This is a genomic window from Pontibacter sp. 13R65 (assembly GCF_047525655.1).
Lineage (GTDB): Bacteria > Bacteroidota > Bacteroidia > Cytophagales > Hymenobacteraceae > Pontibacter.
Genome location: NZ_JBLIQL010000004.1, coordinates 49,511 through 66,781 on the forward strand (window position 1 = coordinate 49,511; position 17,271 = coordinate 66,781).

The window sequence follows — 17,271 nt, forward strand, 5'->3', positions numbered from 1 at the left end:
CCTGCTTATCTACTGAAAAGCCTATCATTTAAAGTCTACTCAATCTAATGCAGGTTTGGTGCCGGTACGGCTTAAGGTTGTGTACAGCGTCGACCAGCAAATCCCTGCCTCACGCAATTTGTAACCTTAACTCATATGAAATCATGCTAAAAAGATCTACTTACCTGGTTGCTTTGCTGACCTTGCTTTTGCACCACTTTTCTTTTGCCCAGCAGGAGGGGGATGTCGTGTTTAAGCACGGCGACCGTGTCAATTTTATTGGCAACAGCATCACGCATAGTGGGGAGTTTCAAAACTTTATTTGGCTTTATTATGCCACCCGCTTTCCAGACCAACGCGTAACGTTTTATAATTCGGGCATCTGGGGCGACAATGCCGGCAGCTTTCTCCGCCGCATGGACCACGACATACTTGTGCGGCCAGCGGAGTGGTCGGTGGTAATGGCAGGCATGAATGATGTGAACCGAGGATTATATGCTGCATCCAGGCAAAATGAGGCAGGCATTGAGGAGCAGAAACAGCGTGCTCTCACCGACTATAAGGCTAACATGGAGCAAGTAATACAGAGGCTTTTGCAGGCAAACACGCAGGTAATATTGCAAAAGCCCAGCATCTACGACCAAACAGGCGACCTGCCGGCAGAGAACCTGGTTGGCGTAAACGATGCGCTGCAAAAATGTACAATCATAATAGAGCAGCTGGCAGAGCAGTACAACTTAAAAGTAGTAGATTACTGGACTATTCTAAACAGGCTGAACCAGCAGGTACAGGCCACAAACCCCGCCGCCACTCTCATCAGCAACGATCGCATTCACCCTGGTACAGCAGGTAATTTTATTATGGCCTACCAGTTTCTGAAAGATACTGGCGCACCGCGCTATGTGGCAGACATCAGTCTAGAGAACGGTAGCGTCAAAAGATGTAAAGATTGCAGCGTAACCGATCTAAAGACAAATGAAGGTGACATAGAATTTACTTACCTGGCAAAGAGCCTGCCTTACCCGGTATCGCCTGAGGCAGCTTCTGCTCTTGATTTAGTGCCTTTCTCGCAGGAACTGAACGCCGAGCTGCTGCAGGTAGCCAAACTTCCCAAAGGAGATTACACCCTGACAATAGACGGGGTCTTTATCAGCAATTACACGAGCGAAGAATTAAGTAAAGGCGTTAACCTGGCTCTAAAGCAAAATACACCGCAATACAAACAAGCCATGCAGGTGGGGGCGCAGGTGGCACTATACCGGTCGCTCCAGCGCAAGCTACGTGATATAAAGCGGGTAGAGATTAATTATTTGCCTGACGCCTTAAAAAACGCACCTTTCCCAGATGTAAAAGCTTATCTGGAGAATTTAAAGAGCACCAACGCCCCTGTTTATGCTGCCAATAAAAGCCTGTTCGATGCTTACCTTCTGGAGAAACCGGTGCAGCAGCAAACAGAGGTGCAAATGGCTTCTGTCGCTGACCATATCTATACTATCAACAAGCCGAAGGCACGTATCATGCGCATAAGCCGAGGTGCCCAAGCCGATCCGAATGCTCAATACACGCACACCTGGGAGTTTGATGAACCGGTAATAGGCAACAGGGTTGAAGGCTGGACCATCGTAAACTATACCGGTGCCCACACAACGGAAGGCCTGCTGAACCTGACCGCCTCTACCACCTATAACCACATTCGATATGATGTGCCGGCCAGCCATGCTATAGATCCGGAGCAAAGCAAAACAGCCGTGCTTCGACTTATGAATAAAACAGGAATTGGCAGGGCGCGGTTTTATTGGTGGGGAAGTGCTGCAACAGCCGCTTACATAGAATTTGATATATCGGCCAACGATACCGAAGTAAAAGAGTACCGCATAGACCTGAGCCGGGACCCACGCTGGAGCGGCCAGATCAGCATCGTCCGGTTCGATGTACCGAATGTGCTGCACCCTGTTTTTTTCGGAAATACAGTACATATCGATGCTGTGAAACTATCGACAGAAGAAGTGCCTTTGCCTGAGCCGGTGCCGCTGGAGCCAATGCCCGACAGAGAGCCCGCTCCTTTTGGTGTAAACCTGTCGGGTGCCGAGTTCGGTTCTAACATACCGGGTGTTTTTAACACAGACTATACTTACCCTAACGCAACCGAGCTTACCTACTTCAAATCGAAAGGTCTGAACCTGGTGCGGATGCCGTTTAAATGGGAGCGCATACAACCTGAGCTTGGCGGAGCGCTCGATCCGGCAGAACTGGCAAGAATTAGAGCATTTATAAAGGCGGCCCGCGAAAGAAATATGTGGATACTGCTGGACATGCACAATTATGGCCGTAAGGTGGTAAACGGGGTAGAATACATTATCGGCGATCCTGCCTTGTCAATCACTTCGGTAGCAGATGTGTGGGAAAAGCTGGCTCAGGAGTTCAAGGCAGATGAGAATATCTGGGGCTACGGTATTATGAACGAACCACACGACATGTTGGCCTCCACGCCCTGGGTTACCATTGCCCAGGCTATCATTAACAAGATAAGGGAAACAGATTCCGAAACAACCATTGTAGTAGGTGGCGACAGCTGGAGCTCTCCGGTAAGGTGGCCCGCAGCCAGCGATAACCTGAAGAACCTGGTAGACCCATCGGACAACCTGATATTTGAAGCCCATGTATATTTCGATGATGATGCCTCCGGAAAGTATGACCAGGCATACGACGGTGAACAAGCCAACCCAACCATAGGTATTACCAGGTCGGCACCTTTCGTAAAGTGGCTCCGCGACAACGGGCTAAAAGGCTTCATGGGCGAATATGGTGTACCCGATGATGACCCGCGCTGGTTGGTGGCTCTGGATAATATGCTGGAGTACCTCCGTAACAACTGCATAAACGGTACCTACTGGTCTGCCGGGCCGTGGTGGCACACTTACAGACTGGCAGTAGAGCCCATAGGAGGTGTAGATCGACCACAAATGGCTGTACTCGAAAAATATAAAACCGCCAATACTGTATGCACAAAAGAGGAGGAGGAAGATCCGCAAACACATATCTGGGAGTTTAATGGTGCCGTAGCGGGCAACATGGTAGATGGCTGGACCATTGTTAATTACACCAATGCCAGCTCCTCCGAAGGCATCTTGAACCTGACGGTCTCTCAGTCTTACCAGCACATTAAATATGATGTGCCGCCCTCTAATGCAATAGAGCCAACCAAAAGCAAATACGCCGTTATCAGACTTAAGAACGAAACAGCTGACACCAAAGCGCGGTTTTACTGGTGGGGACCTGCAGGAGACAATGTAGCTAATTACGTGGAGTTTGATATCTCCGGAAACGACACCGACTTTAAAGAATACACAGTAGATCTTAGCCAGAACCCAAGCTGGACCGGCAAAAGCAGTATTCGCCTTATCAGGTTCGATGTACCTGCCCTTGCCGGAGCGGCCTCTATCGGAAAAGCGGTTCGGGTAGATCAGGTGAAGCTGTTATCAGCTTTGCCGCCAGCTCTTGCCTACACCTGGCATTTTAACGAGCCAGTGGCAAATAACAAAGCCGATGGCTGGAACATCATAAACTATACGAATGCTCAAACGGTCAATGGTGTTCTAAGTCTTACGGCAGCCCAAAGCTTCAACAACATCCGCTACGATGTGCCTGCCTCTTCTCCGGTAGACCCTGGCTTATATAAATTCGTTACCATCAGGCTGAAGAACGAAACAGCTGATACCAAAGCACGGTTTTATTGGTGGGGCCCTGTAGGCGATAATGTGGCCAACTTTGTAGAGTTCGATATCAGCAGTAACGATACCGATTTTAAAGAATATACAGTAGCCCTGGCACCAGAGGCGCTCTGGACTACTAAGAGCAGCATTCGGATCATCCGGTTCGATGTGCCGAGCCCGGTAAGTGCTGTTTCTTTAGGCAAAACAGTGAGCATCGACTATATAAGGCTGGCATCGGATCAGCAGCTAAGCCTAGGTAGCCTTGCCTCCAACGCAGTTGCTAAAGGACCAGCTGCTGATGTAGAAAAAGATAAGTTCTTTGTAAGAGCAACATCCGGCAGAAACATACTGGTAAATGCCCGTGCAGTAGAAGGTACCGAAGGAGTATTGCTGATAACAGATATGTTAGGGCGCAAAGTGGCCGAAAAACCGTACCATTTCTTTGCTGGCGACAACCAACTGGAGGTGCCGGTGCCGAAACTTTCATCTGGTTTGTACATTGCTACTTTTTATAATCAGAAAGAGAAGGTTAGTAAAAAGTTTATCGTGCAGTTTTAGAAAAGCCTTAGCTAAATTGAAATCAGAAACCAAAGAAAATCAGGAACCAGTTTTTGGTTTCTGATTTTCTTTACCTCATGCGCCAGACCTCTGATTCAACGGTTTATTCAGTGCAGAACATATTATGCCAATCAATTCAAGGTGTTCGTTCGCCAATTATTCTAATAAAAATGGCCTTCCAGAGCCGATTTAGCCTTGTTGGTACCAAGGCTTATAAGTTATAGAAAAGCATTGGCAGTAGTATGGTCAAAACCTAACCAACCAGACCTTAGGAGCCGGATTAGCTTTCGGTTATTTCAGATATAGAAGGTGCAATGTTTACAATAAAAGCCCCCTTTCGAGTTTGGGAAAGGGAAAATCTGCCAAGGTATATCTGGCCTACAACACAGTTAAAAATGACTTTATTTTCTATGCTGAAAGTTGTTAAATTAACTTACAAATGTTAGGTTGTTTCGGATTATTTTTTTATTATTGTTACAGGTTAGTGCGTTAAGTAATTAGCCGCTTTACTATTTGCTTACTGTTAGTAATCAATATTCATTAATTACACCATACCCCCTGAAATCTGTAAAAATATAATAAATTAACTTCATCAGGGAGATTGGTAAAACACTCTAAATCACAATATTTAGTATAACTGTAACATAAGTATTAAAGTCTTGTGTTATAGTTTGAGCTGATGTTGATTTTAAAAATGCTAAAAAATTTTGCTGATTTAAGCTTAGTGCGTTAAGATAAGTTCTGAGAAAATGGTCAGCCGGAGCCTGGCAGCTTATTATTAAGAGAGCTTGAAAAACTCGGAAAGTGCATTCTTCTGGTCTCTGTGAAAGTCAGAGAGGTACAATTGCAAGTCTTTATATAAATTATTAAAGCACAATATGTTCACTAACTAAACTATTTGAAACCTTACGATGGAACATGTACACAAAAAAGTCTCTATTCTTGGGTTGCTTTGCTTTGTGCTATGCTTGATAGGTTTTACGAATAACCTGGCAGCACAATCAAATGGCAAAATTGAAATCAGTGGTACCATAACGTCAACAGATGGGGAGCAACCTTTGGTAGGAGCTACTGTAGTAGAAAAAGGAACGATGAATGGAGCCACAACTAATGTGTCTGGGCGATTTACCTTGTCAGTGGCTCCCAATGCCACCCTGGTTGCCTCCTACATCGGCTTTAATACAAAGGAAATTCCTGTTAATAACCGCAGTCTGATTAACGTGACACTGGATGCTGACCAGAAAATGTTGCAGCAGGTAGTGGTAGTGGGCTATGGTACCCAAAAGAAAAAAGATCTGACAGGCTCTATGGTGAGTCTGACAAGTGAGCAGCTTTTGCCTACACCCGCGGCCAGTTTCGACCAGATGATGCAAGGAAAAGTGGCAGGTACGCAGATTACGCAAACAACAGGTGCGCCTGGAGGAAACGTGAATATTGTAATTAGGGGAATAAGCTCCATTACAGGAGGGAACCAACCACTCTATGTGATAGATGGTTATGCAATAGGAGCAGGAGGAAGTGGTTCTGATGTAAGTAGTTTCAATGGCAATTCTTTTTCTTCCAGCGGTATGGCTAATAATACAGCCAACAAAATAAACCCGCTCAGCACTATTAACCCAGCAGATATAGAATCTATAGAAATCTTAAAAGATGCCTCTGCAACGGCTATTTATGGCTCTAGAGGAGCAAACGGTGTGGTGATTATTACAACAAAACGAGGAAAACAGGGTAAGCCTTCTATCTCTTTTGAAGCATCTGGCGGTGTGCAGACAGTGGCAAAAAAACTGGATCTGCTGGACGCCCAGCAATTCGCTGAATACGTGGCTGAGGGTCGAGATAATGCCTGGGTGTATGCCGGAGGAAAGGCATCAGACCCGAATGAGGTGCGGGCCGGAAGCACACGCGTAAAACCAGAATTCAGAAACCCGGCTTCACTTCCTGTAAATACCGATTGGCAGGATGTTATTTTCAGGCCAGCCGCCCTTCAGAACTACCAGCTTTCGGTAAGTGGAGGAGCTAACGATATCAGCTATTATGTAGGCGGTGGGTACTTCGATCAGGAGGGTATTATTGAAGGGTCCAATTTTAAGAAGTTCAACCTGCGAACCAACGTAGATGCGTACCTATCGAAGAAGTTGAAGATAGGTGTATCGGTAGCAGGATCGCACTCCTACGGCGATTTTGCCCGTGCTGAAGGGCACTTGGGGCAGCGTGGCCTAATATCTGCAGCCCTGGCCAGTTCACCTGCTCTCCCAATCTATAACGAGACCGGTGGTTATAGCTCGGAGCTGTTAGATCCGCTTGGAGTGCCCGTAGAAAACCCTTTACTTATTCTGGATGAGTTTAGCGATCGGCGCAACTCAACCAATATCTTCAACAACAATTATTTGGAGTTCGAAATTTTAAACGGATTAACACTTCGGTCTTCTATAGGCATAAATTATATCGTAGACAAAACCAGATTGTGGAAATCGTCTGAAATAGGGGAGTGGGGAGCTAAAACCAGTCCGGCAACAGCAGGTGTACATCAGCGAACTAATTTAAACTGGCTAAATGAGAACACCATTAATTTTCAGCGCCAGTTTGGGGAGCGGCATAGTTTCAATGCCGTGGCTGGTCTTACAGCCCAAAAAGATGCTTTAGAAATGTTCCAGGCCGGCGCAACAGACTATCCGACCGATTACATTCCAAACCTGGCGGGTGGAAACGTAAATGCCGGAACCAACTTTATTTCGGAATGGTCAATGCTATCTGTGCTGGGGCGGGTAAACTATGCATATAATGACAAATACTTGTTTACTGCCACAGTGCGCCGAGATGGTAGCTCAAGATTTGGGGTAAACAACAGGTGGGGTACTTTCCCATCGTTCTCGGCCGGCTGGCGGGTATCTCAGGAGCCTTTTATGAAGAACCTCAGCTTTGTAAGCGATCTTAAGATAAGGGCAAGTTATGGCACCTCCGGGAACAACCTGATTGGTAACTATGCACACATTGGTTTGTTAGGAATAACCAGGTACGTGGCTGGAGGCCAGCCAATATTAGGTATTGTGCCACAAAGCCTGGCAAACGAAAACCTGACATGGGAGCGCTCACAGGAAGTAAACCTGGGCCTGGACCTGGCCCTGTTTGAAGATCGTGTGTCGCTTACAGCCGATGTGTACCGAAACCATAAAAAAGATTTGCTGCTGAACGCGTTGTTGCCAGCTATATCTGGTTTTGGTTCTTCTACACAAAACGTAGGCGAACTCGAAAACAGAGGGATAGAGCTTGCCCTAAACACCGTGAACATCCGAACGGCCAACTTCTCCTGGAGTACAAATTTTAATATAAGCATGAACCGAAACAAAGTATTGGCGCTTAGCACTTCCGGTTCCAGAATCAATAATTCCGCTTACCAGATAACAGAAGTAGGGCATCCTATCTCAAGTTTTTTCATGCTCCATGCCATCGGGATTTTTCAGAATCAGGCAGATGTGGATGCTAACCCTAAACAGCACCCCAATGTGCAGCCTGGCGACCTGAAATTTGAAGATGTAAACGGAGACGGGGTTATAACAGACGCTGACAGGAAAATAGTAGGCAACCCCTGGCCAAAATATACTTTCGGGTTCACAAACAATTTCTCTTTTAAAAACCTGACGCTGAGTACAACCATTGTGGGCTCTCAGGGCAACCAAGTTTATTTTCAGGGAGGGGAGATCTCTCTTAACGCTGCAGGTGTACAAAACCAGTTAGCCATGGTTGCCAACCGGTGGCGATCTGAGCAGGACCCAGGAAATGGCATTGTGCCCAGAGCCATCCGGAATGACTATGCCAGAGGCATCAGCTCCAGTTCAAGGTATTTATTTGATGGTTCTTTTGTAAGAATTCGGAATATTAATCTGGCTTATTCGTTGCCAGATAACCTGCTACAGAAACTGCGGCTACCGGCCCTCACCATTTTCGGAGATGTAGCCAATGTGTACACGTTTACCGATTACCCAGGCTTTGATCCAGAGGCCAGCTCAACCGGTGATAATGTGGCGGCCAGCGGCATCGATTACTTTTCATACCCACTTCCAAGGATTTTTACACTTGGCTTAAGAATCACACTTCAATAATCAGGGGTTTAACTTTAGCAATAAAGCCATGAAATACAAAGTAATACTTATAGCCTTTCTGTTTACAGCGTTTACATCCTGCAAAGACTTTTTAGACCTGCAGCCGGAGTCTCAGATAAACGACCAGAACTTTTTTAAAACGGTAAATGATTTCGATAAAGCCATGATCGGCGTGTACGCTACGTTCCGAGATCTGTATAATACCGACATCTTTTACATAGCTGAACTTATGTCGGATAATGCCGAGATCTCGATTCCATCTTCATCCATTACCGAAGTAGAGTTTGATGAATTAAATGTAACTCCAGCTAATACCATTGTGCAGTCAGTTTGGGATAGGGCGCTCTATACCGTATCGCGCTGCAATGTAATTATTAATCGCCTGGAAGGTGCCGACATAAATGAGGCCGCAAAAAACAAGGTATTAGGCGAGGCAAAGTTTATGCGTGCTTATGCCTATTTTATAATGGTGCAGACCTTTGGGAAATCTCCTGTTACCAATGCCGAGTTCAGAAGTCCTAATCAGATTAAGGCAACAGACCTATCGCTTCAATCTAAAGAGGAGGTATATAGGGTTATTCTGGAGGACCTGACCCATGCAGAGAACCTGCTCCCGGTGGAGGTTAATCCAAACAAAGGCCATGCCTCCCGCGGAACTGTTAAAGCGCTTTTAGGAAAAGTTTACCTTACGCAGCAACGGTTCGATCTGGCTGCCGCCAAACTTAAGGAAGTAATAGATGCACAACAGTACTCCCTGGTTGGGGATTACAGAAGCATGTTTGTGAAGGGCAATGAAAATCTGCCAGAGTCTATGTTTGAGCTGAAATTTATTGCCGGAGCAAATTTAGGAAACAGCTACTCTGCCCAGTTTACGCCGGCCTCAACCGGCCTGCTGGCAAACGACCAGCAAGGCACCGGGCGAATAAATCCTACCTTAAGTTTAATGAATGCCTATGAGCAGGGAGACAGCAGAAGAGAAGCCTCTGTAGGAGACTCAATTACCTCTAACTTAACAGGTGTAAGAGATTATAGCAGGCACGGACTCAAGTTTGTAGATTTAACTGCTATAAACCCACGAGATGGTGCCGTGAATTTTATAGTTTTACGGTATGCCGATGTGTTGCTGATGTATGCCGAGGCTTTGAATGAACAAGGAGATACTGAAGGGGCAAAGCTTTTTGTAAATGCAGTGCGGAGTCGTGCTAAACTGGCGGGGCTGGAAGGGCTTAACCAGTCAGAGATGCGTGCCGCTATAGCACGGGAAAGAAGAGTAGAGCTTGCTTACGAGGCGCATCGTTGGTTCGATTTGGTTAGAACCGGAAGAGCAGTAGAAGTGATTAACGCTTATTATGCGGGCAAAGGTTTAAACTTCTCTGTTGCGCCACATGAGCTTGTGCTGCCAATTCCAAGAAGAGAAGTAGAGATCAATCCTGCCGTACAGCAAAATGCTGGATACTAAGTACCTTAGGCAAAAGGGCTTGCTGTGGTAGCCACCCCTTTTGCCTGCCTTTTTCTACTCCTCAACAAAAGGGAAGGAGTGGCTGCTTAAAATAGCTTTTTAGCCAGGTCCATCTCCCTTACAATTGCATTGACAAACCTTTAGCATATAAGATGAAATTTAAGCTTAACTACCGGTTTTGGCTACTCATGGGAGCCCTGATGTATGGTTGCACCAGCTCCAGAACATCTCCGCCACCGCCTCCTCCAACCCCGGCTCCAACATCGACCTCAAATGTGCAACTGCCTGGGCTCATCCCGCTCATCGACGATAACCTACGTGGTAAATCGTTTCATAATATCACCCTAGAAGCTTCTCTGAAGCCATTTAAGCAAAACGACGAGGCTTATATCAGGAGTGTGGCGGCAGAAATGTTTACGCAATGGAGCTCCCTGCTACGGCATGCCGACACTATTTCCGTGATGCTCTGGACATCAGACGGATCTGAAATACTGGACTATAACGGTTCGCTCGACCAGCCGCTGGAGTGGGCAAAATACATAGGAAACCCCAACACCGACCACGAAGTGAATGCCGGTCCCAAAGAGTTATCGTTGCACCAGCGGGCTTACCTGTACCTCGATAACCCGCCTAACTTTACTTACAAAGACCTGAAGTTTATTATTCAGACATTAAAAGAAACCGGTGCGGCTATTACTGGCAAACCCATAAGAGTAGGAGCTACCTTTGATCCTGGTCCTGAATTTGCCAAATCGGATTTTAAGTATAAAAAGCACCCCGAAATTCTGGAAGGCAGCGCTATGGGGCATAAATCCTTTGTCTTTAGCTACGCCACACTGAACGCTGACAAGGCCTCATATGCCGGGTTCCCGAATGGTATTCCGGCCAATACACCCTTCGGAACCTTCTTTGGGCGCCAAAGCCAGCACTTCCTGAAAGATCTGGACTTTGACTACATCTGGTTTAGCAATGGCTTTGGCTTTGGTATGGAACCCTGGGCTTCTACAGGTACCATTTTTACTGGCGAAGGCTTTAACCAGGAAAACTTATCTGATACAAAAGAGAAGATTGTTAACTTCTGGAGCCTTTTCAGGAAAGAATGCCCCGACTTCAGAATTGAAACGCGCGGAACAAACCTGGCCACCGGCATAGACCTGGCCAAAGATGGCGTAGATCTGAAAGCCATTTACGAAGGTGGATACAACATACTGCCGCCGCCTAACTCACCCTGGGCCGCATTGGATGGTGACTTTGGTCTGGAAATGGTGGGCTATATGTCGCGGATTGCACAGTTGCCAGACGACAGGTACATTTTCCGCTACTACACACATGACCCGTGGTGGCTAAACAGCCCCTGGTTAGACCGCTATGGCCGCGAGCCGCACGACATTTACCTGCCCATGGCAGTAGCCAGAATAGACCAGCAAGGAGAAGTAAAACTTCCGACGCACCTCAATTTCCTTACCATTGATGACTCATTCGGTAATATGCCTACACAGGTGCCAAACGAGGTAACACCGCATATCCTGAAAGCCCGCTACGATAGTCCTACGGCTCCGGGGCCTTTGGTGTGGGTATATCCATTTGAGGAATATCATAGCTGGGCTTACAACCAGCAAGAGCGGTTAGACGAAATTTACTATGGTGACTGGTTTATCAGGCAGGCCATTAACAGCGGCTTGCCCCTCAACACAGTTATTTCAACGCAATATTTTCAGTCGGCTGTGCAGCATAAAAAAGCTATGTTCGACCAGTCTGTGCTGTTAACCATTGTGCCAGATGCCGGCTCCGCTTTTGAAACCAGTCTAATGGCGTATGTAAAGAACGGTGGCAAGGTCATTGTTTACGGTCCTGCCGACTATGCCAGCCCAGCTTTCGCAGAGCTGCTCAACCTGCAGAATACAACACCTCTGGAGGGTGAATTTAAAATAGTGGGTAACTATGCAAAAGACCAGCTGGTAAAAGGCGCGCCAACTACTATCCGGCACCTCTCGTTGTTTTCGGGTGGCGGTTTAAGAACCACTGTTAAAAATCCGAAAGACCCGCATACCACCGTGCAGGTGCGGATGCAAAAGGCGGGCAACTCGCGCGATGCCGTGTGGGTAAGGTCGCAGCCGGGCTGGAAAGGGGGCAAAATAGCCTATGTACGCGGTACCAACTCCAGCCACCATGAAGGTGGTCGACTTCTGAACCCCGACGACCCTGCCAAATATGCAGTTGGGCCAGCCTATCTGCGGCATGTGCTGCAGGAGTTCGGCTTAGAGTACCATGTGGATAAGTATGACCCAAATATAAAGAGCCCCGTTTTAACGATCTCCCGCAGTAGCAATGGTTACTTTCTAGCCGGTTATGTTCCAAACACAACTGTAAAGCATCGTTTAAAATTGCCACAGGGAGCACCGGTTCTGACTGGCTACGACACAGAGCTTCAGAAAGGATACGCCACTTACGCTTTTCCTACAGCCTGGAACAGAGAAGCCAGGGTGTTTGTGGAGCAGAACGACGGCATTGTTTCCTGTAAAGAGATGCCGTCTGTTGAGCTTGGTATTAGCAGGCGGTTGCAGATTTCGGGGCTACAGAATGCTACGGTGCGAATTTATGCCGATGAGAACATAACAGAGGATGGCATTCATTTTTACCTCAACACTACTTACCCGTGGCAGACTGGCCAGCTGCCATTTGCTAAAGGAGAAAAGGAGTTCGGGAACAACTATATCGTGAAAAATGTGACAGGAGAGCTTGTGGTTTCCTGGTGATTAAAGTTGATAACATGAAATTTTTAGGCATTATGTTGCTGGCATGGCTGCTGTCTTTTGCAGCAGCATGCCAGACACTGAACTACCCTGTTTCTGCTGCTTACCTGCACGAGGTAAAAAAAGAACTTAGTACGGTGTTCCCAAATAACAGGAGGATAAACCTGGTGTTTCATGGCCACTCGGTACCCTCCGGATACTGGAGCAGGCAGGAGGTGCATACGCTGGAGTCTTACCCGCACTTACTGCTGGGCAAGCTGAAGCAGGAGTACCCACATGCAGTTATTAATATAATCGTAACCGCCATAGGAGGTGAGTATGCCGAGAAAGGGCAAACGCGGTTTACAAGCGATGTGGTGCCGCATAAACCTGATGTATTGTTTATCGACTATGCCCTCAACGACATGGGTATTGGGCTGGAACGGTCCAGGGCAGCATGGCAGAAAATGATTGAGGAAGCCCTGCGGCTTTATATGAAAGTGATTTTAGTTACCCCTTCGCCTGACCAGCGGCAGGACTTGAAAGACCCAAACAACGTATTGGCACAACATGCAAAGCAGATCCGGGAGCTGGCCGCCACTTACAAAGTAGGTTTAGCAGATCCTTACGCTGCCTTCGAAAAAATTGCAAAGAAAGAGGGTACTGTAGAACCTTATATGTCACATGTGAACCACCCAAATGAAAAAGGGCATAACCTGATTGCCGAGGAGCTTTTTAAATGGTTTAAATAAACTGAGCAATCAAACTTGGTTCTGCACTGAATTTGGAATGCTGCAGTAGAAATGCCTCAAATTTGATGATGGTATTAAGCTGAAGTTAGAATTGAATAGGAGAAACAGTAGGTTCAGTTAAACATGTCGTTTTAACGAGCAAGTAACAGAGCAATACCCGTAACCAGTATTATTTCCATTACCGGCACACTCTTCTTAAGCAAAGGATAGTGTGCTGGTAATGGTTTTTTACGAGAGGTAGCTGGCAATTATTCTAATGAAAAAGGCCTTCCAGAGGCTTTTTTTAGGATTCATGACACAGGGCATAAAGCAAAATGCTTTTGCTGATGGATGCTTCTCCTCCTTTAAGCCTTTCCTGAATTTATATTGGGCACACCCACTCAAATTATTCTAATGAAAATAGCCTTCCAGAGGCTTTTTAGGTATTAGACACCCTTGGGTGATTATTAAATAAAAACTCTAAGTAAACCCTCTGGATAAGATAGCAAAATCCTTCTACCCGTGCTGGGCGATCCCAAATGAAGGCTATCTTGTTCTATTGTTAAAGGTAATCAGGCTTGTTTGTAAAAACTCCTAATAAAGGCTAAAGGGAGGATTGTATTTATTTAGTCTAAAGGTCCGCTGGTGAAGAGTAGAAATAATAAATCGCGGTTAAAACCTGCCATGGTGGTAACAGGTCTTAACCGCGGCTTATATTTTAGGTTTTTGCGGGAGATGATGTTCCCGCTGCGCCAGCAGGAACCTCCCTTCTATAACCTTACTTTTTGTACTTAAACTTGCCCTGCATCACATCTCTGAAAAATTTGCCCTGCTCTGTTGGTTCATAGTTCCAGCTTTCGATCATTTGCGGTACCCAGTAAGGGTCGAATACCCATACCATCCACGATATGCCTTTCTTGTTGAAGTAGTTCATAAGAGATGCTCCGTAAATGCCGTCGTCGTGCAGTGTCTTGTCGTCGCCGCCTTTCATAAAACCAATTTCTGTTGCAACCAAAGGGTACTTATCGGCTACGAACCCGAAATCTTGTTCCCATTTGGGCTCTCTGGGTACTGGCCTTTTGCCAGGGTAAGGGTGCGTTACATAGGCTATGCCTTCGCGGTTAATGGGGTTGTCTCTAACCGGAGTAAGATCGTAGGCCCAGTTAAAACCAGCTACCAATGGAATTACGTTCTTATCGAAGGCATACACTATGTCTATCATCTCTTCTACTATTACTTTCCACTCTTCCCAGGTGCAGGTGCCGTAGCGGTTGTTAAAGGTAGTCGGTTCGTTAAAGAGTTCGTAAAACGCCACTGTAGGAATATCTTTGTAGTGTTCGGCTATGGTAGCCCAGAAATTATAGGTCTCTTTTTTGGTAGTGTTCATCATGTCGTGGGCCAGCACTTCCGATTTTAAGTTGCCGATAGAGTGCCAGTCGATAATAACATAAATGCCAAGCTCATTGCACCAGGTAACAGCCTCATCTAGAATGCGAACATACTCCTCTATGCCGCGCTGGTGCACCGAAATAGGAATAACCGGAATTCGGACAATGTTGGCGCCCCAGCTTTTGATCACCTCAAAATGCTTTTTGCTCCAGCGGCCGTCTTTTATTATTTTATCAGGGTCAGAAATCGATAGGCCCTTAAAAACAATTACTTTTCCGTTCTCATCTACAAATGAGTTTCCTTTTACTTTTATGAAGCTCATTTTGGTGGCATTAGGAGCCAGTTTATAAGGCTCTATCCTGTTGATGTTCCACCAATCCTGTTTTATTTCGTTGCTTCTGAGACCAGGTTGCGCTGTGGTAGTAGATGAAAAAGTCAGGAAAAAAGCCGCAAAGGCTAGTAAGGTAAAGGCAGCTTTTGCCATTTCTCTTATTCTCATGTTAATGTGCGGTTAAATGTTTATTTGTTAAAAAAAAATCATAAGTCTGAGTGAGCAAGACTTGTGAATTATAGCTTATGTAACAGGTGATGATATGATAGTTCAGACAGAATATAACCTGAGCTTTTCTGGCAGCTGCCATGTTCTTTTAAAGCCAGCGGCTACAGGATAACACGCGCGTGCCAAGCTGCCCACCAGCAGAAGTATACTCGAGCTAGTGGCTGCATATTATTTGTAACTAGTAAGCACTGCACCGTAAAGGCAGGTCTCTTAATCTTCCAGCTTATCCCACCATGTGCGTTTTAGAATAAACCCAATAATGACCAGAAGAACGATAACAACAACTAAGGGCAACCCCATAGATAGCACAATGTACATGGGCAGCAAAGTGAGGCAACATTGCCCGATAATGCCGATTACCACATTAAACATATCTAACTTAAATCTTCTGTTAGGCTGGAAGCTTGGGTCCTCTGCCATTACCTCGTGCTCTATTGGTTTCCAGAAGCCCCAGGGGCGAACATTCTTGTAAAATGATTTGAGCACGGCTTTATCGGTGGGGGGGGTAAGGTAGGTGCCAACAATGGAGCCTGCAAACGAGATTAGGAAGAGCAATGGCCAGCTATACAGTGGAACGCCCGTGAACAGATAAGGGAACACCAGTGCAGCCACAATGCCTGCCATCATTCCCCAGAAAAAGCCCATGGCGTTAAAGCGCCACCAATGCCATTTCAGCACGTTGGCCGAAATAAATCCGCCGTACAAAGCGCCCACAATCCATTGCAGAATATCGTTTACGTTTTTGGCAAAAAAGCCCAGCGCAATACTTACTGCTACCACAAATATACCTACTAAGTAACCCATAGTAGTTACTCTTTTGTTTGAGGCCTGGGGGTTTAGGTACTTCAGGTAAATATCGTTTAATATATAAGCCTGGGCGGCGTTTAAGGTGCCGGCAAAGGTACCGATAAAGGCGGCAAGCAAGCCAGCCAGCAGCAAGCCAACCAGGCCTGGCGGAACAAAGCTGTTGATGCCAGCAGGAAGAATTTTTTCAAAATCTATTCCGTTAGGCCCCTCCAGGTTAAGTTCTTTAAAGAACAGAAGCCCCAGCACCGCAAAGCCCATGATCATGAGGTAACGGGTCGGGAGCAGAATGAGATTAACAAAGCCGCTGGTCTTGGCTGCGTCGCTGGGCGATTTAGTAGACAAGAGCTTTTGCATGTCGAAGTTTGGGGCCGGGCCTGCCATACTTCCAAGCACACCCTTTATCAGCATAAGGGTAAAGAAGATGCCAAAAGGTTCATACCCGTCGCTCTGGATCTTCTCGTTTACTTCAGTTATAACATTACTCCAGTCCAGGCCCATGGTATAGCCAAAGGAGGGGTCTAACCAGCCTTCCGGCACTACTAACGGATGAATAGACAGTTGTGTCATAGCGATAGCGGCAATGGCAATAGCGGCCACTGTCATAATGAGGTACTGCACCACATCGGCAAATACAATGCTGCTCATGCCTCCCAAAATAGAGTAAATAACAGATACCAGCGTAAACACAATCCCGTAGAAGTGCGGAACATATTCGGGTGAGAGGGTAAAGGGCAGGTAGGGCTGCACTTGTTGCCAAGGAATAAAAATTTCTACAAATTTCCCGAGCCCGACAAAGCCATAAGCCAGAAAGCCCAGGCAACTCAAGATGGCGAACACCACCACAACCCATTGCGCCATAGAAGATCTGTTGCCTTCGCCAAAACGGGTGAGCATCCACTCGGCGCCAGTGGTTACATTGGAACGACGTAGCCAAACCGACAGGTACATCATTAAAAACACCTGGTTAAAAACCGGCCACAGCCAGGGTATCCAGAGGCTCTTTATGCCATACACAAAAGCCAATGTCACCATCCACATAGTACCGGAAATATCGAACATGCCAGAGGCATTGGACAGGCCCAGGTAGTACCAGGGCAGCGACTTGCCTCCAAGCAGGTAATTGTCTTTGTTAGCGCTGGCCTGCTTTTGAAAATACGAACCAATTAAAACCATCATGAGGAGGTAGGCCCCAATGATCAGGAAGTCTATTAGCTGAAGCGTCATGTAGTTTTTAACTCGTGGTG

At 46.4% G+C, this 17,271-nt stretch carries 7 protein-coding genes; 5 read left to right on the top strand and 2 right to left on the bottom strand.

Annotated features, from left to right (window positions below; all coding sequences use genetic code 11):
• Positions 1-143 precede the first annotated feature (143 nt).
• The 5 genes from ACMA1I_RS06390 (at position 144) to ACMA1I_RS06410 (ending at position 13,293) form a co-directional block, all read left to right on the top strand.
• Positions 144-4,250: a cellulase family glycosylhydrolase gene (locus tag ACMA1I_RS06390; protein ID WP_337067465.1), complete on the top strand. Its 4,107-nt coding sequence runs from the start codon at positions 144-146 to the stop codon at positions 4,248-4,250.
• A 911-nt stretch (positions 4,251-5,161) separates the two neighbouring features.
• A complete protein-coding gene (locus ACMA1I_RS06395; RefSeq protein ID WP_337067466.1) occupies positions 5,162-8,350 on the top strand; it encodes a TonB-dependent receptor in 3,189 nt (1,062 codons plus the stop codon).
• Between the two features lie 28 nt (positions 8,351-8,378).
• On the top strand, positions 8,379-9,809 hold the full coding sequence (locus ACMA1I_RS06400) for a RagB/SusD family nutrient uptake outer membrane protein (protein ID WP_337067467.1): 1,431 nt from the start codon (positions 8,379-8,381) through the stop codon (positions 9,807-9,809).
• Between the two features lie 152 nt (positions 9,810-9,961).
• The gene (locus ACMA1I_RS06405) at positions 9,962-12,565 is read left to right on the top strand and encodes a hypothetical protein (protein WP_337067468.1); all 2,604 of its coding nucleotides are present in this window, start codon (positions 9,962-9,964) and stop codon (positions 12,563-12,565) included.
• Between the two features lie 14 nt (positions 12,566-12,579).
• Positions 12,580-13,293 (top strand): SGNH/GDSL hydrolase family protein, encoded by a 714-nt coding sequence (locus ACMA1I_RS06410; RefSeq protein WP_337067469.1) that lies wholly within the window; start codon positions 12,580-12,582, stop codon positions 13,291-13,293.
• A 757-nt stretch (positions 13,294-14,050) separates the two neighbouring features.
• Here the strand turns inward: ACMA1I_RS06410 and ACMA1I_RS06415 are convergent.
• Together ACMA1I_RS06415 and ACMA1I_RS06420 are read right to left on the bottom strand one after the other, a co-directional pair.
• Complete coding sequence (locus ACMA1I_RS06415; RefSeq protein WP_337067471.1) at positions 14,051-15,160, bottom strand: glycoside hydrolase family 5 protein; 1,110 nt, start codon at positions 15,158-15,160, stop codon at positions 14,051-14,053.
• A gap of 270 nt (positions 15,161-15,430) precedes the next feature.
• A complete protein-coding gene (locus ACMA1I_RS06420; RefSeq protein WP_337067472.1) occupies positions 15,431-17,251 on the bottom strand; it encodes a sodium:solute symporter family protein in 1,821 nt (606 codons plus the stop codon).
• Between the last annotated feature and the right edge of the window lie 20 nt (positions 17,252-17,271).

Bases quoted from the DNA above. Each gene is read 5' to 3' on its own strand.
- ACMA1I_RS06390 (WP_337067465.1), top strand. From the start codon at position 144: ATGCTAAAAAGATCTACTTACCTGGTTGCTTTGCTGACCTTGCTTTTG.
- ACMA1I_RS06395 (WP_337067466.1), top strand. From the start codon at position 5,162: ATGGAACATGTACACAAAAAAGTCTCTATTCTTGGGTTGCTTTGCTTT.
- ACMA1I_RS06400 (WP_337067467.1), top strand. From the start codon at position 8,379: ATGAAATACAAAGTAATACTTATAGCCTTTCTGTTTACAGCGTTTACA.
- ACMA1I_RS06405 (WP_337067468.1), top strand. From the start codon at position 9,962: ATGAAATTTAAGCTTAACTACCGGTTTTGGCTACTCATGGGAGCCCTG.
- ACMA1I_RS06410 (WP_337067469.1), top strand. From the start codon at position 12,580: ATGAAATTTTTAGGCATTATGTTGCTGGCATGGCTGCTGTCTTTTGCA.
- ACMA1I_RS06415 (WP_337067471.1), bottom strand. From the start codon at position 15,160: ATGAGAATAAGAGAAATGGCAAAAGCTGCCTTTACCTTACTAGCCTTT.
- ACMA1I_RS06420 (WP_337067472.1), bottom strand. From the start codon at position 17,251: ATGACGCTTCAGCTAATAGACTTCCTGATCATTGGGGCCTACCTCCTC.